The organism is Streptomyces qaidamensis, assembly GCF_001611795.1.
Taxonomy (GTDB): Bacteria; Actinomycetota; Actinomycetes; order Streptomycetales; family Streptomycetaceae; genus Streptomyces; species Streptomyces qaidamensis.
The window spans coordinates 1,896,496-1,918,672 of the sequence record NZ_CP015098.1; the positions used below are offsets into that span (position 1 = coordinate 1,896,496).

Annotated in this window: 16 protein-coding genes and 1 pseudogene; 8 read left to right on the top strand and 9 right to left on the bottom strand. The window is 70.2% G+C overall.

Annotation, left to right across the window (positions count from 1 at the left end):
• Positions 1 to 95 precede the first annotated feature (95 nt).
• The 3 genes from A4E84_RS08250 to metH form a co-directional block, all read right to left on the bottom strand.
• Positions 96 to 1,700, bottom strand: coding sequence for an ABC transporter substrate-binding protein (locus A4E84_RS08250; RefSeq protein WP_062925907.1), 1,605 nt, complete (start codon positions 1,698 to 1,700; stop codon positions 96 to 98).
• Positions 1,701 to 2,109: 409 nt separating this feature from the next.
• A complete protein-coding gene (locus A4E84_RS08255) occupies positions 2,110 to 2,811 on the bottom strand; it encodes an HAD family hydrolase (RefSeq protein WP_062925908.1) in 702 nt (233 codons plus the stop codon).
• 124 nt (positions 2,812 to 2,935) lie between these two features.
• Positions 2,936 to 6,451 (bottom strand): methionine synthase, encoded by a 3,516-nt coding sequence (gene metH, locus A4E84_RS08260; RefSeq protein WP_062925909.1) that lies wholly within the window; start codon positions 6,449 to 6,451, stop codon positions 2,936 to 2,938.
• Positions 6,452 to 6,753: 302 nt separating this feature from the next.
• On the opposite strand from metH, the gene A4E84_RS08265 reads away from it, so the two are divergent.
• The 6 genes from A4E84_RS08265 to A4E84_RS08290 all read left to right on the top strand — a co-directional run bounded on the left by A4E84_RS08265 (position 6,754) and on the right by A4E84_RS08290 (position 13,781).
• Positions 6,754 to 7,527, top strand: a complete 774-nt coding sequence (locus A4E84_RS08265; RefSeq protein WP_062925910.1) for an IclR family transcriptional regulator — start codon at positions 6,754 to 6,756, stop codon at positions 7,525 to 7,527.
• A gap of 272 nt (positions 7,528 to 7,799) precedes the next feature.
• Complete coding sequence (locus tag A4E84_RS08270) at positions 7,800 to 8,594, top strand: MIP/aquaporin family protein (RefSeq protein WP_062925911.1); 795 nt, start codon at positions 7,800 to 7,802, stop codon at positions 8,592 to 8,594.
• Positions 8,595 to 8,677: 83 nt separating this feature from the next.
• The gene (gene glpK, locus A4E84_RS08275; protein ID WP_062925912.1) at positions 8,678 to 10,216 is read left to right on the top strand and encodes a glycerol kinase GlpK; all 1,539 of its coding nucleotides are present in this window, start codon (positions 8,678 to 8,680) and stop codon (positions 10,214 to 10,216) included.
• A gap of 8 nt (positions 10,217 to 10,224) precedes the next feature.
• The gene (locus A4E84_RS08280; protein WP_062925913.1) at positions 10,225 to 11,841 is read left to right on the top strand and encodes a glycerol-3-phosphate dehydrogenase/oxidase; all 1,617 of its coding nucleotides are present in this window, start codon (positions 10,225 to 10,227) and stop codon (positions 11,839 to 11,841) included.
• A 127-nt stretch (positions 11,842 to 11,968) separates the two neighbouring features.
• The gene (locus A4E84_RS08285) at positions 11,969 to 12,640 is read left to right on the top strand and encodes a FadR/GntR family transcriptional regulator (RefSeq protein ID WP_062925914.1); all 672 of its coding nucleotides are present in this window, start codon (positions 11,969 to 11,971) and stop codon (positions 12,638 to 12,640) included.
• Between the two features lie 157 nt (positions 12,641 to 12,797).
• Entirely contained in the window at positions 12,798 to 13,781 is a 984-nt protein-coding gene (locus A4E84_RS08290; RefSeq protein ID WP_062925915.1) for a PAC2 family protein, read from the top strand.
• Positions 13,782 to 13,849: 68 nt separating this feature from the next.
• Here the strand turns inward: A4E84_RS08290 and mshC are convergent, their stop codons facing one another.
• The 4 genes from mshC to A4E84_RS08310 form a co-directional block, all read right to left on the bottom strand.
• Entirely contained in the window at positions 13,850 to 15,079 is a 1,230-nt protein-coding gene (gene mshC / locus A4E84_RS08295) for a cysteine--1-D-myo-inosityl 2-amino-2-deoxy-alpha-D-glucopyranoside ligase (protein WP_062925916.1), read from the bottom strand.
• Between the two features lie 95 nt (positions 15,080 to 15,174).
• A complete protein-coding gene (locus A4E84_RS08300) occupies positions 15,175 to 16,005 on the bottom strand; it encodes an SCO1664 family protein (protein ID WP_062925917.1) in 831 nt (276 codons plus the stop codon).
• Positions 15,969 to 16,556, bottom strand: coding sequence for a DUF3090 domain-containing protein (locus A4E84_RS08305; protein ID WP_033311881.1), 588 nt, complete (start codon positions 16,554 to 16,556; stop codon positions 15,969 to 15,971). The genes A4E84_RS08300 and A4E84_RS08305 overlap by 37 nt, the downstream gene beginning before the upstream one ends.
• Before the next feature lie 78 nt (positions 16,557 to 16,634).
• Positions 16,635 to 17,321 (bottom strand): histidine phosphatase family protein, encoded by a 687-nt coding sequence (locus A4E84_RS08310; protein WP_062925918.1) that lies wholly within the window; start codon positions 17,319 to 17,321, stop codon positions 16,635 to 16,637.
• A gap of 61 nt (positions 17,322 to 17,382) precedes the next feature.
• Here A4E84_RS08310 and A4E84_RS08315 point away from each other — a divergent pair, with 61 nt between their 5' ends.
• Positions 17,383 to 18,378 (top strand): magnesium and cobalt transport protein CorA, encoded by a 996-nt coding sequence (locus A4E84_RS08315; RefSeq protein WP_062925919.1) that lies wholly within the window; start codon positions 17,383 to 17,385, stop codon positions 18,376 to 18,378.
• Positions 18,379 to 18,388: 10 nt separating this feature from the next.
• On the opposite strand, the gene A4E84_RS08320 is transcribed toward A4E84_RS08315, so the two are convergent.
• Together A4E84_RS08320 and A4E84_RS08325 are read right to left on the bottom strand one after the other, a co-directional pair.
• Positions 18,389 to 19,177, bottom strand: coding sequence for a hypothetical protein (locus A4E84_RS08320; RefSeq protein WP_062925920.1), 789 nt, complete (start codon positions 19,175 to 19,177; stop codon positions 18,389 to 18,391).
• Between the two features lie 545 nt (positions 19,178 to 19,722).
• On the bottom strand, positions 19,723 to 20,778 hold the full coding sequence (locus A4E84_RS08325; protein ID WP_062925921.1) for an LLM class F420-dependent oxidoreductase: 1,056 nt from the start codon (positions 20,776 to 20,778) through the stop codon (positions 19,723 to 19,725).
• Positions 20,779 to 20,989: 211 nt separating this feature from the next.
• On the opposite strand from A4E84_RS08325, the pseudogene A4E84_RS08330 reads away from it, so the two are divergent.
• Positions 20,990 to 22,090: pseudogene (locus A4E84_RS08330) on the top strand (pectate lyase family protein); the annotation flags it as partial.
• Positions 22,091 to 22,177 lie beyond the last annotated feature (87 nt).

Genomic DNA, 22,177 nt, shown 5'->3' on the forward strand with positions numbered 1-22,177 from the left:
TCGTCGGTTCTCGAGAACTCCCGGAGCATCTCCCTGGCTCCGGGGCACGGCTCCCCGGGGCCGCGGTCACAGGCCCCGGGGATCCAGCGGGTCCGTCAGCCGCTCACGCCCCGCCCGAGCTCCCACAGCTGGAGCGTCGAGGCGGAGTTGAGCGCGTAGGCGGTACCCGTGATGTCGTCGCGCGCGGCGACGTACTGCTTGCCCTGCCACAGCGGCAGCACCGGCACGTCACCGGCGACGATGTCCTGAATGTCCGTCAGGCTGGACGAGGCGGACAGCCGGTCCGCCTCGCGGCGGGACTCCGGGATCAGGGTGTTGCGGATCCGGCTGTTGGCGTACGGCGAGCCGAGCGTGTTGTCCGCGTCGAGGAAGGGCGCGAGGAAGTTGTCGGCGTCCGGGAAGTCCGGGAACCAGCCCATGCCGTAGACGTCGTACTCGCCCTTCTTCTCGGCCGGGCGGAACGTGTCCCACGGGGTGCCCTTGATGCCGACGTCGAACAGGCCGCTGGAGTTCAGCTGGTCGCGCAGGACCTCGAACTCCTTCTTGGTGGCCGGGCCGTAGTGGTCGGTCGTGTAGTGCAGCGTGAGCTTCACCGGGGTGGTGACGTTCGCCTGGTTGAGCAGGGAACGGGCCTTGGTGACGTTCGGCTCGCCGTACTTGTTGAAGAACGAGTTGGAGTGGCCCGTGACGGTGGCCGGGACCAGCGAGTACAGCGGCTCGGCCTGGGAGCCGTAGACCTTGGAGACCAGCGCGCTGCGGTTGACGACCTGGGCCATCGCCTGGCGTACGGCCTTGGACTTCACCGTAGGGGCGTCGGTGTTGAAGCCCAGGTAGCGGATCTCCAGGCCGGGCATCTCGACGAGGTCGACGTCGGTGTCCGAGTCGCCCGAGAGTTCGCGGATCTGATCGGGCGACATGGTGCGGGTCATCAGGTCGATGTCGCCCTTGTCCAGGGCCTTGCCCATGGCGTCGGCGTCCTTGTACGAGACCATGTCGACCTTGTCGTTGTTCACCGTGAGGGCCCCCTTGTAGTCGGGGTTCTTGGTGAACTCGGCCTTGACCAGCGCGCCGTTCTCGACGTCGGCCTTGAGGGTGTACGGGCCGGAGCCCTCCAGGTCGAAGCCGTCGCGCAGCTTGTTCTTCGGGTAGTCCTCGGGGTCGACGATGCCTGCGACGGGGGTCGACAGCTTGTACGGGAACGTCGCGTCGGCGGTCTTGAGATGGAAGATGACCTCGCGGTCGCCCTGCGTCTCGACGGTGTCGATGGTGGACAGCAGCGCGAAGACCCCGCTGTCGGCCTTGAGCGAGCGGGCGCGGTCGATGGAGTACTTCACGTCGGCCGCGGTGACAGCGTTGCCGTCGGCGAACTTCAAGCCGTCGCGCAGGGTGCAGGCGTAGCGCTCGTTGCCGGTGTCGGTGAAGCCGCAGCGCTCGGCGGCCTCCGGTACCGGCTCGCCCTCGCCGCGCGGCTGGATCATCAGGGTCTGCACGGTCTGGCGCAGGATGTTCCAGGTGCCGACGTCGTAGGCGTACGCCGGGTCGAGGGGCGCGGGGGCGTCCTTCGAGGCGGTGAACCGGTCCGTGGTGCCGACGACGATCGCGCCGCTGTCGCCGCTCCCGCTGTCGGACCCGCCGCAGGCGGCGAGCACCGGCGCGAGCAGGCCGATCAGGGCCGGCAGCACCAAAGTCTTGCGGTTCATGCTCGAGTTTCTCCAGAGCTGTCGACTCCGTGTACCCGGCATGCAGGGGTGGCGCAGCGGATCACGGAGGTGGGGCGATGTTCTCGCATCGAGATTAGTCCGGACCGGCAGGAGGGTTCGTCGCCACCGGAGTTGAGCACCCATCACGCTGCGGAACCGGGCGCGGACACACCGAAAACCCGACAGCGGAAGCTTTGGTGCAGCGTTCCATCAATCGGGACACAAGGGCACGTCGACGGCCCCCCGAAGGGAGTGCGGAGCACATGCCGGATCGAGTGTCGACCCCGGATCGCGTGGGGAACGTCACACCCGTAAACGGGTTCGGTGGCACGGCAATTCGATCGTCCGGAGGGGTTCGAATTCGCCTTCGGAATTCTCGCCCTAACGCCGCTGCACGCTGGGTGAACGCCTAGCGCATTTCCGTCATCAGCCCGTGCAGAAATGTCAGGTCGACCTCTTCGAGGGAGGTGACGACCGTGCGGCGCAGGGCCGGGGCGATGGGGGCCACGGAGGGCACGGCCACGACCTGGCAGCCCGCGGCCTCGGCCGCGGCGACCCCGGTGGCGGTGTCCTCGATGACGGCGCAGCGGACCGGGTCGGCGCCGAGTCCCGCGGCGGCGGCGAGGTACGGGTCGGGGTGGGGCTTGGTGCGCGGCACCTCGTCACCGGCCACCGTCAGGCTGAAGTGGTGGGCGCCCAGTGAGGCCAGCACCCGGTCGATGATGCGCCGGTGCGAGGCGGAGACCAGGGCTGTGGGGATCTCGCATGCGTAGAGCTCGGCGAGCAGCCGGCCGGCGCCCGGCATCAGCGGCAGGGCGCGGTCGATGCGGGCCTCGAAGCCGTCGTTCAGGAGCACGGTGAGTTCGTCGAGGGGGATGTCGGCGCCGGTGGCCTCGATGAGGAACCCCGCGCTGCGGGTCATGGGGCCGCCGACCACGACATGGCGCCAGGAGTCGTCCAGGGTGTGGCCGAGGGAGGCGAAGACCTCGACCTCGACGTCCCACCAGAAGCCCTCCGTGTCCACCAGGGTGCCGTCCATGTCGAGCAGCACGGCTTGCAGTGCTGAGCCTTCGGCCGTCAGGGTGCCGAGCGCGGGGACCGTACTGGTCATCCACGTACCTCCTTGAGGGACGTTCAGGCCGGTTCCCACGGGGGAACCGGCCTGCGGTGGACCGACCAGTCTACGTCGTGCGCGGACGGAGCGCTCCTTTTGGCCCGTGTGCCCGGGTGAGGGTTCAGCGGGCGTTGAAGTACTTGGCCTCCGGGTGGTGGATGACGATGGCGTCCGTGGACTGCTCGGGGTGCAGCTGGAACTCCTCGGACAGCTCGACGCCGATGCGCTCCGGTTCGAGCAGGGCGGCGATCTTGGCCCGGTCCTCCAGGTTGGGGCAGGCGCCGTAGCCGAGGGAGAAGCGGGCGCCCCGGTACTTCAGCTCGAACATGCCCTGCATCTCGTCGGGGTCCTCGCCGGCGAAGCCGAGTTCGGAGCGCACGCGCGCGTGCCAGTACTCGGCGAGCGCCTCGGCCAGCTGCACGGACAGCCCGTGCAGTTCGAGGTAGTCGCGGTAGGCGTTGGCCTCGAAGAGCCGCGCGGTCTCCTCGCCGATGCGCGAGCCGACGGTGACGACCTGGAGGCCGACGACATCGGTCTCGCCGGACTCCTCCGGGCGGAAGAAGTCGGCCAGGCACAGGCGCCGGCCGCGGCGCTGGCGCGGGAAGGTGAAGCGGGTGCGCTCGTTGCCCTGCTCGTCGAGGATGATCAGGTCGTCGTCCTTGGAGACGCACGGGAAGTAGCCGTAGACCACGGCCGCCTCCAGCATGTTCTCCGTCTGGAGCCGGTCCAGCAGGCCGCGCAGCCGGGGCCGGCCCTCGCTCTCGACGAGCTCCTCGTAGGACGGGCCCTCGCCGGTGCGGGCCTGCTTCAGGCCCCACTGGCCCTTGAACAGGGCGCCCTCGTCGAGCCAGCTCGCGTACTCCTTGAGCTGGATGCCCTTGATCACGCGGGTGCCGCGGAAGGGCGGGGTGGGCACGGGGTTGTCGGTGGCGACGTCGGAGCGGACGTGCCCCTCCTCGGGGCGCTCCTCCGCCGCGGCCGGGGCCGTCGCCCTGACCCGGCGCTGCTTGAGCTCGGGCAGCTTCGCGCCGGGCACGCCGCGCTTGACGCCGATGAGGGCGTCCATCAGGCGCAGGCCCTCGAAGGCGTCGCGGGCGTAGCGCACCTCGCCCTGGTAGATCTCGTGCAGGTCCTGTTCGACGTAGGCCCGGGTGAGGGCGGCGCCGCCGAGGATGACCGGGTAGCCGGAGGCCAGGCCGCGCTGGTTGAGCTCCTCCAGGTTCTCCTTCATGATCACCGTGGACTTGACCAGAAGGCCGGACATGCCGATGACGTCGGCCTTGTGCTCCTCGGCGGCTTCCAGGATCGCGGAGACCGGCTGCTTGATGCCGAGGTTGACGACGTTGTAGCCGTTGTTGGACAGGATGATGTCGACGAGGTTCTTGCCGATGTCGTGCACGTCGCCGCGGACGGTGGCCAGCACGATGGTGCCCTTGCCGGCCTCGTCGGTCTTCTCCATGTGCGGTTCGAGGTGGGCGACGGCCGTCTTCATGACCTCGGCGGACTGCAGGACGAACGGCAGCTGCATCTGGCCGGAGCCGAACAGCTCGCCGACGACCTTCATGCCGTCCAGCAGGGTCTCGTTGACGATGTCGAGCGCGGGCCGCTCCTGGAGGGCCGCGTCGAGGTCGGCTTCGAGGCCGTTCTTCTCGCCGTCGATGATGCGCCGCTTCAGGCGCTCGTCCAGCGGCAGGGCGGCCAGTTCCTCGGCCTTGCCGGCCTTGAGGGACTTGGCGGTGGCGCCCTCGAACAGCTGCATGAGCTTCTGCAGCGGGTCGTAGCCCTCGGCGCGGCGGTCGTGGATCAGGTCCAGGGCGGTCTGGACCTCCTCCTCGCTGAAGCGGGCGATCGGCAGGATCTTGCTCGCGTGCACGATCGCCGAGTCCAGGCCCGCCTTGACGCACTCGTCGAGGAAGACGGAGTTGAGCAGGATGCGGGCGGCCGGGTTGAGGCCGAAGGAGATGTTGGACAGGCCGAGGGTGGTCTGCACCTTCGGGTGGCGTCGCTTGAGCTCGCGGATGCCCTCGATGGTGGCGATGCCGTCCCCCCGGGACTCCTCCTGGCCGGTGCAGATGGTGAAGGTCAGGCAGTCGACGAGGATGTCCTCCTCGTGGATGCCCCAGTTGCCGGTCAGGTCGTCGATGAGCCGTTCGGCGATCTCGACCTTCTTCTCGGCGGTGCGGGCCTGGCCCTCCTCGTCGATGGTGAGCGCGATGAGGGCGGCGCCGTGCTCCTGGGCGAGGGCGGTGACCTTGGCGAAGCGGGACTCGGGGCCGTCGCCGTCCTCGTAGTTCACCGAGTTGATCACCGCGCGGCCGCCGAGCTTCTCCAGGCCGGCCCGGATGACGTCGACCTCGGTGGAGTCCAGCACGATGGGCAGGGTGGAGGCGGTGGCGAAGCGGCCGGCCAGTTCTTCCATGTCGGCGACGCCGTCGCGGCCGACGTAGTCCACGCACAGGTCGAGCATGTGCGCGCCCTCGCGGATCTGGTCGCGGGCCATCTCCACGCAGTCGTCCCAGCGGCCGTCCAGCATGGCCTCGCGGAACTTCTTCGAGCCGTTGGCGTTGGTGCGCTCGCCGATGGCCAGGTAGGAGGTGTCCTGCCGGAACGGCACCGACTGATACAGGGAGGCCGCGCCCGGCTCGGGCTGCGGGGCGCGCTCGGTGGGGGCGGTGTCCCGGACGCGCTCGACCAGCTGGCGCAGGTGCTCCGGCGTGGTGCCGCAGCAGCCGCCGACGAGGGACAGGCCGTAGTCCCGGACGAAGGTGCCCTGTGCCTCGGCCAGCTCGGGCGCGGTCAGCGGGTAGTGCGCGCCGTCCTTGGTCAGCACGGGCAGGCCCGCGTTGGGCATGCAGGACAGCGGGATGCGGGAGTGCCGGGACAGGAAGCGCAGGTGCTCGCTCATCTCGGCCGGGCCCGTGGCGCAGTTCAGGCCGATCATGTCGATGCCGAGGGGCTCCAGGGCGGTCAGGGCCGCGCCGATCTCGGAGCCGAGCAGCATGGTGCCGGTCGTCTCGACGGTCACCGAGACGATCAGCGGTACGGAGTGGCCGGTGGCCTCCATGGCCCGGCGGGCGGCGATGACGGAGGCCTTGGTCTGGAGCAGGTCCTGCGTGGTCTCCACGAGCAGCGCGTCGGCGCCGCCGGCGAGCAGGCCCTCGGCGTTCTGCTGGTAGGCGTCCCGGATGGCGCCGAAGGTGGTGTGGCCGAGGGTGGGCAGCTTGGTGCCGGGTCCCATCGAGCCGAGTACCCAGCGCTGCTGCCCGGTGCTGCGGGTGAACTCGTCGGCCACCTCCCGGGCGATCCGGGCGCCCGCCTCGGACAGCTCGGTGACGCGCTCGGGGATGTCGTACTCGCCGAGGGCGGTGAGGTTGGCGCCGAAGGTGTTGGTCTCCACGCAGTCCACACCGACGTCGAAGTACTCGGAGTGGACCGAACGGACGATGTCCGGGCGCGTCAGGTTGAGGATCTCGTTGCAGCCCTCGAGATTCTCGAAGTCCTCGAGCGTGGGGTCCTGCGCCTGGAGCATGGTGCCCATCGCTCCGTCGGCCACGACCACGCGGGTGGCCAGGGCTTCTCGGAGCGCGGACACGCGGGTCCGGCTGTCTGCGGAAGGGGTCGGCGGCAACGAGGCCATGAAAAGGGCTCCCTCAAATGCGACGGCTGTCGGCTTTGCGGCTTCCCGGACAGCCGGAGGGCGTCCGGGATGGGCGCACCGCGCCAGCGTAACCGGGAGTGGGCTTGGATGGGCAGCACGTCCACGGGGCGGACTCCGGTGGTGCCGGGTGGGCCGCCGGTCGACGGATCGGCCACCGGTGGCTGAAAAATGGCGGCCTGCCATTAGCGAGAGGTCGACAACGACCGGTAGTGTTCGACATTGCCGAACGATGGCTGTTGTGCCGCTTGTCGGCGGTCGAAGGGGACGGAGGCGGTACGGCGATGGCACGGAACATCCAGTCGCTCGAACGGGCGGCCGCGATGCTGCGGCTGCTCGCGGGCGGCGAGCGGCGGCTCGGCCTGTCGGACATCGCCTCGTCGCTGGGCCTGGCCAAGGGCACCGCCCACGGCATCCTGCGCACCCTCCAGCAGGAGGGCTTCGTCGAGCAGGACGACGCCTCCGGGCGCTACCAGCTGGGCGCTGAACTGCTGCGTCTGGGCACCACCTACCTCGACGTGCACGAACTGCGGGCGCGCGCCCTGGTCTGGGCCGACGACCTGGCCCGCTCCAGCGGCGAGAGCGTCTACCTGGGCGTCCTGCACCAGCAGGGCGTACTGATCGTGCACCACGTCTTCCGGCCCGACGACAGCCGGCAGGTCCTGGAGATCGGGGCCATGCAGCCCCTGCACTCCACGGCCCTGGGCAAGGTGCTGTCCGCCTACGACCCGGTGGCGCACAGCGAGGCCCTGGAGGCCGACCGCAAGGCCTTCACCGACCGGACGGTGTGCGAGCCGGAGGACTTCGAGCACCTCCTCGACGTGACCCGCGCGCGCGGGTACGCGGCCGACGTGGAGGAGACCTGGGAGGGCGTCGCCTCCCTCGCCGCGCCCATCCACGACCGGCGGCGCATGCCGGTCGGGGCGGTCGGCATCACCGGCGCCGTGGAGCGGCTGTGCCGGTCCGACGACGAGCGGGCGCTGCGGCCCGAGCTGATCGCCGCGGTACGGGACTGCGCCCGCGCGGTGTCACGGGATCTGGGCGCCGGGCGGTTCTGACGCACACGTCGGCACCTGCCGAGGACCGGGGCGTCGCACGGCGTCCCGGTTCTCGGCATGTCCGCGCTCACCTGCGGAGAAGATCACTGGGACCGCGACGATCAGTAACGATCAGATTTTCGAGTCCACAGCCCTTGACGTGCTCGTAACGCCGAAGCAAGACTCCCGTCCATCGGTCGACATTGTCGAACAGCTACCGGCAATACGCGCTAGAGTGTGACAACGCCAGGCCGGTATCGAACTTCCCTGGACGTAGGACAAAGGAGTCGCGGGTGTCCAGCTCCGACATCTTCATCGGCGAGACCATCGGTACCGCCATACTCATCCTCCTCGGCGGCGGCGTCTGTGCCGCCGTCACGCTGAAGGCCTCCAAGGCTCGCAACGCCGGCTGGCTCGCCATCACCTTCGGGTGGGGCTTCGCGGTGCTCACGGCCGTCTACACCTCGGCGCCGCTCTCCGGTGCCCATCTGAACCCGGCCGTGACGCTGGCCATCGCCATCAAGGACGGCGACTGGAAGAACGTCCCGGTCTACTGGGCCGGACAGGTTCTCGGCGCCATGATCGGTGCCGCCCTGGTCTGGATCGCTTACTACGGTCAGTTCCACGCCCACCTCACCGACCGCGAGATAGTCGGCGGTCCGGGTGCGCAGGACACGGCGGCCAAGGCCGTCGAGGCCCAGGAGAAGGGTGCCGGCCCCGTGCTGGGCGTCTTCTCCACCGGCCCCGAGGTCCGGGTCGCCTGGCAGAACATCGCGACGGAGGTCATCGGCACCATCGTGCTGGTGCTCGCCGTGCTCACCCAGGGCCTGAACGACAAGGGCAACGGCCTGGGCACCCTGGGCGCCCTGGTCACCGCGCTCGTCGTGGTCGCCATCGGCCTCTCCCTCGGCGGCCCGACGGGGTACGCGATCAACCCGGCCCGTGACCTCGGACCGCGCATCGTCCACGCCCTGCTGCCGCTGCCCAACAAGGGCGGCTCCGACTGGGGCTACGCCTGGGTCCCCGTGGTGGGTCCGCTGATCGGCGGTGCCATCGCGGCAGGCATCTACAACGTCGCATTCGCCTAGGAGCGATTCCCCGCCCTGTCGGGAAACTTCCAGCACGCGCCGTACGTAAAGCCCCATAAACCCGGAATTACCAGGAGCACACAGTGACCGACGCGCACACCGCCGGCCCCTTCATCGCCGCCATCGACCAGGGCACCACCTCCAGCCGCTGCATCGTCTTCGACCGGGACGGCCGGATCGTCTCCGTCGACCAGAAGGAGCACGAGCAGATCTTCCCGAAGCCGGGCTGGGTCGAGCACAACGCCACCGAGATCTGGACGAACGTCCAGGAGGTCGTCGCCGGGGCCATCGCCAAGGCCGGCATCACCCGCGACGACATCAAGGCCATCGGCATCACCAACCAGCGCGAGACGACCGTGCTGTGGGACAAGAACACCGGTGAGCCCGTCCACAACGCCATCGTCTGGCAGGACACCCGCACCGACTCCCTCTGCCGCGAGCTCGGGCGCAACGTCGGCCAGGACCGCTTCCGCCGCGAGACGGGCCTGCCGCTCGCCTCCTACTTCGCCGGCCCCAAGGCCCGCTGGCTGCTCGACAACGTCGACGGTCTGAAGGAGCGCGCCGAGGCGGGCGACATCCTCTTCGGCACCATGGACAGCTGGGTCATCTGGAACCTGACCGGTGGTACCGACGGCGGCAAGCACGTCACCGACGTCACCAACGCCTCGCGCACGATGCTCATGAACCTGCACACGATGCAGTGGGACGACAAGATCTGCGAGTCCATCGGCGTCCCGCAGCAGATCCTGCCCGAGATCCGCTCCTCCGCCGAGGTCTACGGCGAGATCACCGGCGGCAAGCTGGGCGACCTGCTCGGCGGCATCCCGGTCGCCTCCGCGCTCGGCGACCAGCAGGCGGCCCTGTTCGGCCAGACCTGTTTCGCCGAGGGCGAGACGAAGTCGACGTACGGCACCGGCACCTTCATGGTGATGAACACCGGCGACAAGATCATCAACTCCTACAGCGGCCTGCTGACCACGGTCGGCTACAAGATCGGCGACCAGAAGACGGTCTACGCCCTGGAGGGCTCGATCGCCGTCACCGGTTCGCTGGTGCAGTGGATGCGCGACCAGATGGGCCTGATCTCCACCGCCGCGGAGATCGAGACCCTCGCCCTGTCGGTCGAGGACAACGGCGGCGCCTACTTCGTGCCGGCCTTCTCCGGCCTGTTCGCCCCGTACTGGCGCTCCGACGCCCGCGGTGTGATCGCCGGCCTGACCCGGTACGTCACCAAGGCGCACCTCGCGCGCGCCGTCCTGGAGGCCACCGCCTGGCAGACGCGCGAGATCGCCGACGCCATGACGAAGGACTCCGGCGTGGAGCTGGCCGCCCTGAAGGTCGACGGCGGCATGACCTCCAACAACCTGCTGATGCAGACCCTCGCCGACTTCGTGGACGCCCCCGTGGTGCGCCCGATGGTCGCCGAGACCACCTGCCTCGGCGCCGCCTACGCCGCCGGTCTCGCCGTCGGCTTCTGGAACAGCACCGACGACCTGCGCGCCAACTGGCGGCGGGCCGCCGAGTGGACCCCCCGCATGGACGCGGAAACCCGCGCCCGTGAGTACAAGAACTGGCTCAAGGCCGTCGAGCGGACCATGGGCTGGCTCGAGGACGAGGAGTAAGAAACAGCATGACCACCAAGTCCACCCTGCAGACCGTGCCTGCCCTGGGGACGCACCCGGCCTCCGGCTCGAACCCGAGCCGAGCCGAGACCAGGGAGCAGCTCGCCAAGGCGTCGTACGACCTTCTCGTGATCGGCGGCGGCATCCTGGGCATCTCCACCGCCTGGCACGCCGCGCAGTCCGGCCTCAGGGTGGCTCTGGTGGACGCCGGCGACTTCGCCGGCGCCACGTCCTCCGCCTCCTCCAAGCTGCTCCACGGGGGCTTGCGCTACCTGCAGACCGGCGCGGTGAAGCTGGTGGCGGAGAACCACTTCGAGCGCCGTGCGGTCTCCCGCCAGGTGGCTCCCCACCTGGCGAACCCGCTCACGTTCTACCTCCCCGTGTACAAGGGCGGGCCGCACGGCGCGGCGAAGCTCGGCGCGGGCGTCTTCGCCTACTCCGCGCTCTCCGCGTTCGGTGACGGCGTCGGCCACCTGCTCTCGCCGGCCAAGGCCGCACAGGACGTGCCCGAGCTGCGCACCGAGAACCTCAAGGCCGTGGCCGTCTACGGCGACGACCAGATGAACGACGCCCGCATGGCGCTGATGACGGTCCGCGGGGCCGTCGAGGCCGGTGCGGTCGTCCTCAACCACGCCGAGGTGACGGGCCTGCGCTTCACCCAGGGCCGTGTCACCGGCGCCGAGCTGAAGGACCGTCTGTCGGGCGACGAGTTCGGTGTCAACGCCCGGCTGGTGCTGAACGCGACCGGTCCGTGGGTCGACCACCTGCGCAGGATGGAGAACGCGAACGCGGCGCCGTCCATCCGCCTGTCGAAGGGCGCACACCTGGTCCTGAAGCGCACCTCCCCCTGGAAGGCCGCGCTCGCCACCCCGATCGACAAGTACCGCATCACCTTCGCCCTCCCCTGGGAGGACATGCTGCTGCTCGGCACCACCGACGAGGTGTTCGAGGGCGACCCGGCGGACGTCTCGGTCACCGAGCAGGACATAACCCAGATCCTCGACGAGGCCGCCTTCTCGGTCCGCGACCAGCAGCTCAGCCGCGACCTCATCACGTACTCCTTCGCCGGCCTGCGCGTGCTGCCGGGCGGCCCCGGCGACACCGCCAAGGCCAAGCGCGAGACGGTCGTCACCGAGGGCCGGGGCGGCATGCTGTCCGTCGCGGGCGGCAAGTGGACCACCTTCCGCCACATCGGCCGGACGATCATGAAGAAGCTGGAGGCGCTGCCGGGCCATCCGCTGGGCGACGACTTCGAGCCGATCAGCGCGCTGCCGAAGAAGCTGCCGCTGCCCGGCATCGCCAACCCGCGGGCGGTCGCCCACCGGCTGCTCACCGACCGGCCGGCGCCCGGCCCGCGCATGGCGGCCGACACCGCCAAGCACCTGGCGACGCACTACGGCTCGCTGGCCTTCGACATCGCCCGGCTGGCCAACGAGAGCCCCGAGCTCGCCGAGCGCGTCCACCCCGACGCCCCGGAGATCTGGGCGCAGGTCGTCTGGGCCCGGGACCACGAGTGGGCCGAGACGCAGGACGACGTGCTGCGCCGCCGCACGACCCTGACGATCCGCGGCCTCGCCACGGACGACATCCGCGCCAAGGTGCAGGACGTGCTCGACAAGAAGTAACCCCGGGTAAGGGGGACCCCATCCCGGAAGGGGCGGCTCCACGCCGACGGAGCCGCCCCTTCCGCGTCCCCGCACCCCCATAATGACCTGATACGTCGGAGGTCTTGAGCGCACTGGGAGGCCGGCCATGGCAGTCACCGACGAGGCGATCGAGAAGATCAAGTCAATGATCGTCTCCGGCGCGCTGCGCCCGGGCGACCGGCTGCCCAAGGAGAGCGAACTCGCCGCCGACCTCGGCCTCTCGCGCAACTCCCTGCGGGAGGCGGTGCGCGCCCTGTCGCTGATCCGGATCCTGGACGTACGGCAGGGCGACGGCACGTACGTCACCAGCCTCGACCCGCAACTCCTGCTGGAGGCGCTGAGTTTCGTCGTCGACTTCCACCGCGACGACACGGTTCTGGAGTTCCTCGCCGTGCGCCGCATCCTGGAGCCGGCCGCGACCGCGATGGCGGCCTCGCGGATCAGCGAGCAGCAGCTGGACGCGCTGACGGCGCAGCTGGACAAGCTCGGCGAGGACCCGTCCGTGGAGGATCTCGTCGCCTGCGACCTGGAGTTCCACCGGGGCATCGTGCACAGCTCCGGCAACTCCGTGCTGTGCTCACTGCTCGACGGTCTCTCGGGTCCCACCACCCGGGCCCGCGTCTGGCGCGGCCTCACCCAGGAGGACGCCGTCGCCCGCACCCTGCGCGAGCACCGGGCGATCCTCGCCGCCCTGCGCGACCGGGACGCCGAGGCGGCGCGCTCGTGGGCGACCGTCCACATCGCGAGTGTGGAGCAGTGGCTGCGCTCCACGCTGTGACCAGGGCCTCACGGACCGCTCGGACGAACCCGGTGTGTTCGGGGGCGGATCGTGGGGCAGTGATGGGGCACTCCCCCTGCGAGGGGGCTGCGGGCGCCCCCGCGGCACGCCGTAAGGTTGGGTGGTCAAGCGAGGGCACGTCGGAAGGAGGCGCTGGGTGATCGAGCTCGAGGGGGTTCCCGAGCTGGTCGACCCGGTCATGGTGGCCGCGTTCGAGGGCTGGAACGACGCCGGCGACGCCGCCTCCACCGCGGTCGCGCATCTGGACAGGGAATGGAAGGGCGAGGTCTTCGCGGCGCTGGACGCCGAGGACTACTACGACTTCCAGGTCAACCGCCCCACGGTGTTCATGGAAGCGGGCGTCCGCAAGATCACCTGGCCCACGACCAGGCTGTCGGTGGTCCGGGTCGGCGGTGAGAAGCCGCGCGACCTCGTCCTCGTCCGGGGCATCGAACCGTCCATGCGGTGGCGCTCGTTCTGCAACGAACTGCTGGGCTTCGCACACGAACTGGGCGTGGAGCTGGTGGTCGTCCTGGGCGCCCTGCTCGGCGACACCCCGCACACCCGTCCGGTTCCGATCAGCGGCACGACGTCCGACCCGGACCTGGCCCGCCGCATGGACCTGGAGGAGACCAAGTACGAGGGTCCCACGGGCATCGTCGGCGTCCTCCAGGAGGCGTGCACGCACGCGGGTGTCCCGGCCGTCTCGCTGTGGGCGGCAGTGCCGCACTACGTGTCGCAGCCGCCGAACCCGAAGGCGACGCTGGCCCTGCTGAACCGTCTTGAGGACCTGATCGACGTGCGCATCCCGCTCGGCGAGCTGCCCGAGGACGCGCGCGCCTGGCAGGTCGGCGTGGACCAGCTGGCCGCCGAGGACAGCGAGGTCGCCGAGTACGTCCAGTCGCTGGAGGAGGCGCGGGACACCGCCGAGCTGCCGGAGGCGTCCGGCGACGCCATCGCCCGGGAGTTCGAGCGCTATCTGCGGCGCCACGACGGCGGCGGACCGCCCGGGGCCGGCGGTCACGCCACGGCGGACGGCAGCGACAGCACGTCGTACCTGCGGGACAACCCCAGCGGCCGCGCCCGCCCGCCGAAGCCGCCCAAGCCGGGCACGGACGACGAGGAGTCGTCGGAGGACTGAGGGCGCAGCACGAACGCCAACAGGGGCGTCTCCCGGCCGGGAGACGCCCCTGTTGTCTGCTTCTCGGGCTAGAGCGCCACACCCAGCAGCGCGTCCACCGCCCGGGAGACCACCCCGGGTGCGCCGATGTCCGTGCCGCCGCCGCGCTCCTGGAGCGCGGCCCAGCGGTCGACCGCGGTCAGCGCGGCAGGGGCGTTCAGGTCGTCGGCGAGGGCCTCGCGGATCTCGTCGACGAGCGCCTGTGCCGGCGGCCCGTCGGGCCGGGACACGGCGGCCCGCCAGCGGCCGAGCCGTGCGACGGCGTCCTGGAGGACCTGGTCGGTGTACTCCCAGTCGGCGCGGTAGTGGTGGGCGAGCAGCGCGAGCCGGATGGCGGCCGGGTCGACGCCGTCGTGGCGGAGCTTGGAGACGAAGACCAGGTTGCCCTTGGACTTGGACATCTTCTCGCCGTCCAGGGCGACCATGCCGGCGTGCACGTACGCCTTGGCCATGGGGAACTCGCCGGTGAGGGCCTGGGCGTGCGAGGCGCCCATCTCGTGGTGCGGGAAGGCCAGGTCGGAGCCGCCGCCCTGGATGTCGAAGCCCATGCCGAGGTGGTCGAGGGCGATGGCGACGCACTCGATGTGCCAGCCGGGCCGTCCGCGCCCGAGCGATCCGCCGTCCCAGCTGGGCTCGCCCTCGCGGGCCGCCATCCACAGCATCGGGTCGAGGGGGTTCTTCTTGCCCGGGCGGTCCGGGTCGCCGCCGCGCTCGGCGGACAGCAGCCGCATCGCCGCGGCGTCGAGGTTCGAGACCTTGCCGAAGTGCGGGTCGGACTCGACGGAGAAGTAGACGTCCCCGTCCAGTTCGTAAGCGGCACCGGCGTCCCGGAGCCGCTCGACGAGCGGGACGATCCCGGGTATGGCCTCGACGGCGCCTATGTACTGCCGGGGCGGCAGCATCCGCAGGGCCGTCATGTCCTCGCGGAAGAGGGCCGTCTCCTTCTCGGCGAGGGCGGCCCAGTCGACGCCGTCGCGCTGTGCCCGCTCCAGGAGGGGATCGTCGACGTCCGTGACGTTCTGGACGTAGTGAACCTGCCGCTTGGTGTCGAGCCACACGCGCTGCACGAGGTCGAACGCGTTGTAGGTCGCCGCGTGTCCCAGGTGCGTGGCGTCGTACGGGGTGATGCCACAGACGTAGATACGGGCGACGGGACCGGGGTCGAGGGTGACGAGGCCGCCGGTCGCGGTGTCGTGGATCCTCAGGTCGCGGCCCTGACCAGGCAGGGCGGGGACCTCGGAAGCGGGCCAGGCATGCATGCCATGAGCCTAACCGGACTGAAGTTCCATATACGAATGGGAGCGGGCCGGACGGCCGAGAAGGCGCTCTTGCGGTGTTCCGGGTGCCTGTGCTCCTACACGGGGGGCCAGGGGATCGCCGGCCACTCACCGCTCGGCTCCGGGTGGGTTCCCGAGGCGAGCAGGGCGCCGACGCGGGCCCGGGTGGCGTCGATCTCGGCGCCGGTGATCAGCGGTTCGAGCCGCGCGGTGAGCGGCCCGCCCTCGGCCAGGCCCTTCCTGAGACCTTCGAGGACGTCGGCGGCCTCCTGGGTGAGGGGCTCCCCCGCCCAGCCCCACAGCAGGGTCCGCAGCTTGTTCTCGGCGTTGAACGTGACCCCGTGGTCGATGCCGTACAACCGTCCCTCACCGGTGGGCAGCAGGTGACCGCCCTTGCGGTCGGCGTTGTTGATGACCGCGTCCAGGACCGCGAGCCGCCGCAGCCGTTCGTCGTCGGCGTGCACGAGCAGCGCCGTGCGCCCCTCTCCGACCTCGGCGAAGCCGACCGCCTTCCAGCCCGGCCCGGGTTCCCCGCCGTCGACCAGGGCGAGCAGTTCCGCCTCGGGCGTCACCTCGACCCACAGCTGGCACATGCCCTCGCCGTAGGGCCCGTCGCGCAGCACGGTGGGCGGCACGAGGCCCCAGCCGGTCGCCTCGGAGACCTCGTACGCGGCGACCTCGCGCTGGGCCAGCGTCCCGTCGGGGAAGTCCCACAGGGGCCGCTCCCCCGCGACCGGCTTGTAGATGCAGGCCGCTTCCTCGCCGTCGAGGGACGCCGTGCAGTACAGGGCCGCGTTGGAGGCCTCACGGATGCGTCCGCGCACGGTCAGTTCGCCCCGGGCGAGCAGCTCGGCGGCGTTCACCGGAGGTGTCACGCTCCGCGGCGGTATCCGTTCTGGCGCGGACATACGTGTCCTTCCGGGTCGAGCGGGAGGCTGCACAGCGGGCACGGCGGCCGCCCGGCGTTGACGACGTCGAGGGCGCGCTTGGCGAAGGCCCTGGCCTGCGCGCCGGTGAGCCGGACCCGCAGCATCGGGGGGCCGTTCTCCTCGTCCTGGAGCAGCCGCTCCTCGGCCTCGGCGAGGTCCTCCTCGGATTCCGCGTCGAGCTCCACGAGCGCCTGCGCCTCGACGATCATGAGCTGCTCGTCGCCGTCCCAGGCGAGGGCCATGGTGCCGACCCGGAACTCCTCCTCGATAGGGGTGTCCAGCGGGGCGGTGTCGGTGTCCGAGGGTGCGACGGCGGGGACGTGGGCGCTGCCGCCGCTACGGCGTACGACCTCGTCGAGCAGTTCGTCCATGCGCTCTGCGAGGGCGGCGACCTGGGTCTTCTCCAGGGCCACACTGGTCACCCGGGAGCCGGCGGAGGCCTGGAGGAAGAACGAACGGCGCCCGGGCAGTCCGACCGTACCGGCCACGAAACGCTCCGGATGGTCGTAGAGGAACACCTGACGGGACACGTCCTGTCTCCATTGGAATCGTGGGAAACGTATGAGCGCGGCACTGCTGCGACCGCTTCACCCTACTGCGGCGAACGATCACGGTGCGCCCGCACCACCCCCGACTTCGGCCTCGCCGCCCGGCGGTGCCTCATGCGGCACGAGGGAGGTGAAGTCACCGGTGTCACCGAGCCGGACGAGAAACGGCCGCAGTCGTGTGTAGCGGATCGCGGTGATGGAACACGGTTCGACGGAAATCCGCTGGAAGAGGTCCAGGTGAAGTCCGAGTGCGTCCGCGATGAGCGACTTGATGATGTCGCCGTGCGAGCACATGAGGTAGACGGCGTCGGCGCCGTGGTCGCGCTCCACGCGCGCGTTCCACTCGCGTACGGCCTCGGCGGCGCGCGTCTGCATGGCCCGCATGGACTCCCCGCCGGGGAACGCCGCGGCGGAGGGGTGCGCCTGCACGACCTCCATCAGCGGCTCGTCCTTGAGCTCGGCGAGCTTGCGTCCGGACCAGTCGCCGTAGTGGCACTCGCCGATGCGCTCGTCGGTGTGCGGGCTCAGGTCCGGCCGGGCGTCGAGCAGCGGCCGGATCGTTTCCTGGCAGCGCTGGAGCGGACTGGTGACGATTTCGGCGAGGGGCAGTTCGGCCAGCCGCCCGGGGAGCGCGGCGGCCTGTGCGGCGCCGCGCTCGTCGAGGGCGACACCGGGCGTCCAGCCGGCGAGCAGTCCCTCGGTGTTGGCGGTGGAGCGTCCGTGCCTGACCAGGATCAGCGTGGGCATGCGCTCCAGCGTAGGCGCACGCGCGCGTGTGGTGTCGTTCGAGTGACGGGAGACTCGCTTCGTGATCGTCGACTGTGCCATCTACCGCGAAGGACAGCGGACGGAAGGGCCCGAGGACCTCTCCGACGCCCTGGGTGAGGCCCGCACGGCGGGCGGGTTCGTGTGGATCGGGCTGCACGAGCCGACGGAGGGCGAGTTCGACCATGTGACCCGGGAATTCGGGCTGCATCCGCTGGCCGTCGAGGACGCCCTGAAGGCCCACCAGCGGCCCAAGCTGGAGGTGTACGACGACTCGCTGTTCGTGGTGCTCAAGCCGGTGGCGTACGAGCCGCAGAGCGACACCGTCTCCTCCGGCGAGATCATGATCTTCCTGGGCGACTCGTTCGTGGTGACCGTCCGGCACGGCGAGGGCTCCCCGCTCAAGGCCGTACGCCGGCGGCTGGAGCAGGAGCCCGAGCTGCTCGGCAAAGGCCCCACGTCCGTGCTGTACGCGGTCGCCGACGCCACCGTCGACCACTACCTGGACGTGGCGACCGAATTGCAGACCGACCTGGAAGGGCTGGAGGCGGAGGTGTTCTCGCCGGACGGCGGGGGGTCCCGGAACACGGCGTCCCGGATCTACGACTTCAAGCGGCAGGTCCTGGAGTTCCGGCGGGCGACCGGGCCGCTGGCCCCGCCGATGAGCCGCCTGGCGGGCACGGCGTCGACGGGGGTGGCCGTGCCGTTCGTGGACGACCGGGCCCGGCCGTTCTTCCGTGATGTCAACGACCATCTCACACGCGTGAACGAGTCCGTGGAGAACCTGGACCGGCTGGTGTCGGACATCCTCTCGGCGCATCTGGCGCAGATGAGCGTCCGGCAGAACGACGACATGCGCAAGATCTCCGCGTGGGCGGCCATGGCCGCGATCCCCACGATGCTGGCGGGGATCTACGGCATGAACTTCGAGCACATGCCCGAGCTGCGCTGGGTCTGGTCCTATCCGGCGCTGCTCGTTCTGATGGCCGTCCTGGAGGTGATGGTCTTCCGGCTGTTCAAGCGCCGCGGGTGGTTGTAGCCGGGCCGGCTCAGGCGAACTCGGGTTCTGGGGAGGCGGGGCCGCCGAGGGCGTTGCGGCGCTCGGGCGTGGTCAGCGACACCATCCGGCGCCAGCCGCCCATGCGTTCGTAGGCGTACACCGCGTGGATGCCCGCCACGAGCGCGGCCGACTTGGCCTTGGACCAGCCGAGGATGCGGCCCATGTGCGCCATCACGGCGAGGCTGACGTCCCGGTAGATCCGGATCTCGGCGAGTGCGCACTCGCGCAGGGTGCGCTGGATGGCCCGGCCGTGGCCCGCGTAGGCCAAGCGCAGCAGCTCCTCGTTGCAGTAGGCGAGGTGGTTGTCCTCGTCGTCGGAGATCTGCTTGACCGCGCGGCCGATGTCGGGATGGTCGGCAAAGTGCTTGCGGAGCAGGACCATCTGCTCGGAGGCGCGCTGCTCGGTGACTCTGCTGTGCGAGAGGTAGGTGACGATGTCCTGGACCGTGAGCCGCTCGTCGCGGTTCAGCCGGGCGTGGGCGAGGCCGATGCCGTGCTTCTCCAGGAGCATGGTGTAGTCGGTCTCGGGCGGGACCGGGACGGGGGCGAGGCCGCGCTTCTTCATCAGGGCGTTGAAGATCCGGCCGTGCTTGTCCTCGTCGGCGCCGTGCCGGCTGATCTTGGGGGCGATGTCACGCTCGGATTCGGGCACGAGCGCGGCGATCCGGACGTTCTCCCAGCCGCCCTGGGTCTCGCCGCTCGCGGCGACGGAGCAGAACAGGGCGAAGGACTCGTCGTTGTCGAGGATCTCCTGGAACAGACTCTTGGCCGAAAGCATCGTGGGCACCTCTCCCGCGCGCGTGGGCGTTCTGCGGCATTCCGCAAGTTTCCGCGAAGAACGAGTCAAGTGCGGAGTGGAGAGCACGGCAACAGGTGTGGGGGACAACTCCGCCGAATGGAGGACGCGAGGGGGAAGGCGCGCCGGGCCCGGCCAGGGCGCGATGCCGTAACCGACGGCGGCCCGGCGCGTTGTTCTGCGTGACGGCCGTGGCGGGGAAGACCCCCGAGCCCCCACCACGGCCGCTGAAACTTCCAGGGCCTGCCGTTTGGATCACGCCGCAGACGCGGGGCTCACCGGTGCTGCACAGCACCGTCGATTTCCTGCAACCTGACCCCAACGGCAGGCCTCAGGGGCCCTTCACTATGAGCGTCCGATCAGGGCGCGTGGTCTGGTGCCGTGCATCGCAAGGCGCCGGGAAGCCCTCGATGGCCCCCCGCTCGAGCGAAGCCGAGAGTGGGGGAGGAGCTACTAGGGCTTTTCGGCAACGCGGCGAGGTGCGGTGCCAGGCCGCGCGACCCGGACGGGCATGGTGAAAAGGCCCCTTAAGCGAGTCCGGCCCGCTCCAGGGCCTGAGTGCCGGCCCGCAGGGACGCGAGCCGCTCGTCGAGCGTGAAGCCCGCCGGCGCGAGGGACAGGGTGGTGACCCCGGCCGCGGCGTAGGCCTTCATCCGGTCCGCGATCCGGTCCACGGAACCGAGCAGGGTCGTCTTGTCGATCAGGTCGTGCGGCACGGCGGCCGCGGCGCCCTGCTTGTCGCCGGAGAGGTACTTGCTCTGGATCTCGGCGGCTTCCCGCTCGTAGCCCATGCGCTGGGCGAGCTGGTTGTAGAAGTTCTGCTTGGGGCTGCCCATGCCGCCGACGTACAGCGCGGTGTAGGGGCGGAAGGTGTCGGCGAGCGTGGCCACGTCCTTGTCGTCGCCGACGGCGAGCGGCAGGGTCGGGCAGACGTCGAACCCGTCGAGGGTCGTGCCGGCCTTCTCGCGCCCGGCGCGCAGGTACTTGATCGTGGTGTCCTCCAGGTGCTCGGCGGAGGGGAAGATCAGCAGGGCGCCGTCGGCGATCTCGCCGGTCTGCTCCAGGTTCTTCGGGCCGATCGCTGCGATGTACAGCGGGATGTGCTCGCGCTGCGGGTGCACGGTCAGCTTGATCGGCTTGCCCGGGCCGCCGGGCAGGGGCAGCGTCCAGTGCTGCCCCTCGTACGACAGGCGCTCGCGCGTCATGGCCTTGCGGACGATCTCGACGTACTCACGCGTGCGGGCGAGCGGCTTGTCGAACTTGACGCCGTACCACCCCTCGGAGACCTGCGGGCCGGAGACGCCGAGGCCGAGGCGGAAGCGCCCGCCGGAGAGGGAGTCGAGAGTGGCGGCGGTCATGGCCGTCATGGCGGGCTGGCGGGCCGGGATCTGGAAGATGGCGGAGCCGACGTCGATGCGCTCGGTCTGGGCGGCGACCCAGCTCAGTACGGTGGCGGCGTCGGAGCCGTAGGCCTCGGCGGCCCAGCAGACGGCGTATCCGAGGCGGTCGGCCTCCTGTGCGACGGCCAGATTGTCCGCGTCCATTCCGGCACCCCAGTAACCGAGGTTGATACCGAGCTGCATGCCGCATCCCCTTACTGATCAGTAACGTGCCTTGTGCGGAGACCTTAGCGCGGAGGCCGGTGCGAGGTACACGGCCACAGTCGGTCTGTCGTTTAGATTCGTGAACAGAAATCATGGACGCGACCATTGACGCGTTCACGACGAGTCCCTACCTTTCGCGGGAAAGCGCTTTCCGTCATCCACCTTCCGCAGTCGAACGGAGAGGCACCCGATGAAGCGAGCACTCCCCCTGCGACTCCCCGCGGCCCTGGCCACGATGGCCCTCGCCGCCGCGACCGGCACACTCGTGTCGATGCCCGAGGCGTCGGCGGCGACCGGCAGCGCCACCGGCTACGCGACCCAGAACGGCGGGACCACCGGCGGCGCCGGAGGCCAGACGGTCCGCGCGACAACGGGAACGGCGATCCACCAGGCCCTCTGCGGCCGGGCGAGCACCAGCACACCGATCACCATCGAGGTCACCGGGACCATCAACCACGCGAACACCAAGAAGGTCTCCGGCGCCGGCTGCGACACCGCAGACGGCGTGATCGAGCTCAAGAAGGTCAGCAACGTGACCCTCGTCGGGGTCGGCAGCGGCGCCGTCTTCGATCAACTGGGCATCCACATCCGTGAATCGAAGAACATCATCGTCCAGAACGTGACCGTCCGGAACGTCAAGAAGTCGGGCTCCCCCACGTCCAACGGCGGGGACGCCATCGGCATCGAGCGCAACGTCCGCAACGTCTGGATCGATCACACCACCCTGGAGGCGTCGGGCGGCGAGTCGGAGGGCTTCGACGGCCTGTTCGACCTCAAGGACAACACCCAGTACGTCACCCTGTCCTACAGCGTTCTGCGCAACTCCGGCCGCGGGGGCCTGGTCGGCAACAGCGAGAGCGACCGGTCGAACGGCTACATCACCTACCACCACAACCGCTACGAGAACATCGACTCCCGGGCCCCGCTGCTGCGCGGCGGCATCGCCCACCTCTACAACAACCACTACGTGCGCCTCAACGACTCCGGCATCAACTCCCGGGCCGGGGCCCGCGCCAGGGTGGACAACAACTACTTCGAGGACTCCAAGGACGTCCTGGGCACCTTCTACACCGACCAGGCCGGCTACTGGCAGGTCGGCGGCAACATCTTCGACAACGTCACCTGGTCCGCCCCGGGCAGCGAGAACCGCCCGGCCGGGCCCGACCCGAAATCGAACACCACGGTCGCCATCCCCTACTCCCACACTCTCGACGCGGCCGGCTGCGTGCCGGCCACCGTGAGCCGGACGGCGGGCGCGAACAAGGGGCTTCAGGTGTCGGACGGCAGGTGCTGACCGAGGACGACGGGCCGCGGCCGGCTCAGCGCGACGGGCCGCGGGCGGCTCGGGGCGACGGACCGGCCGCACCCGGAAATCCGT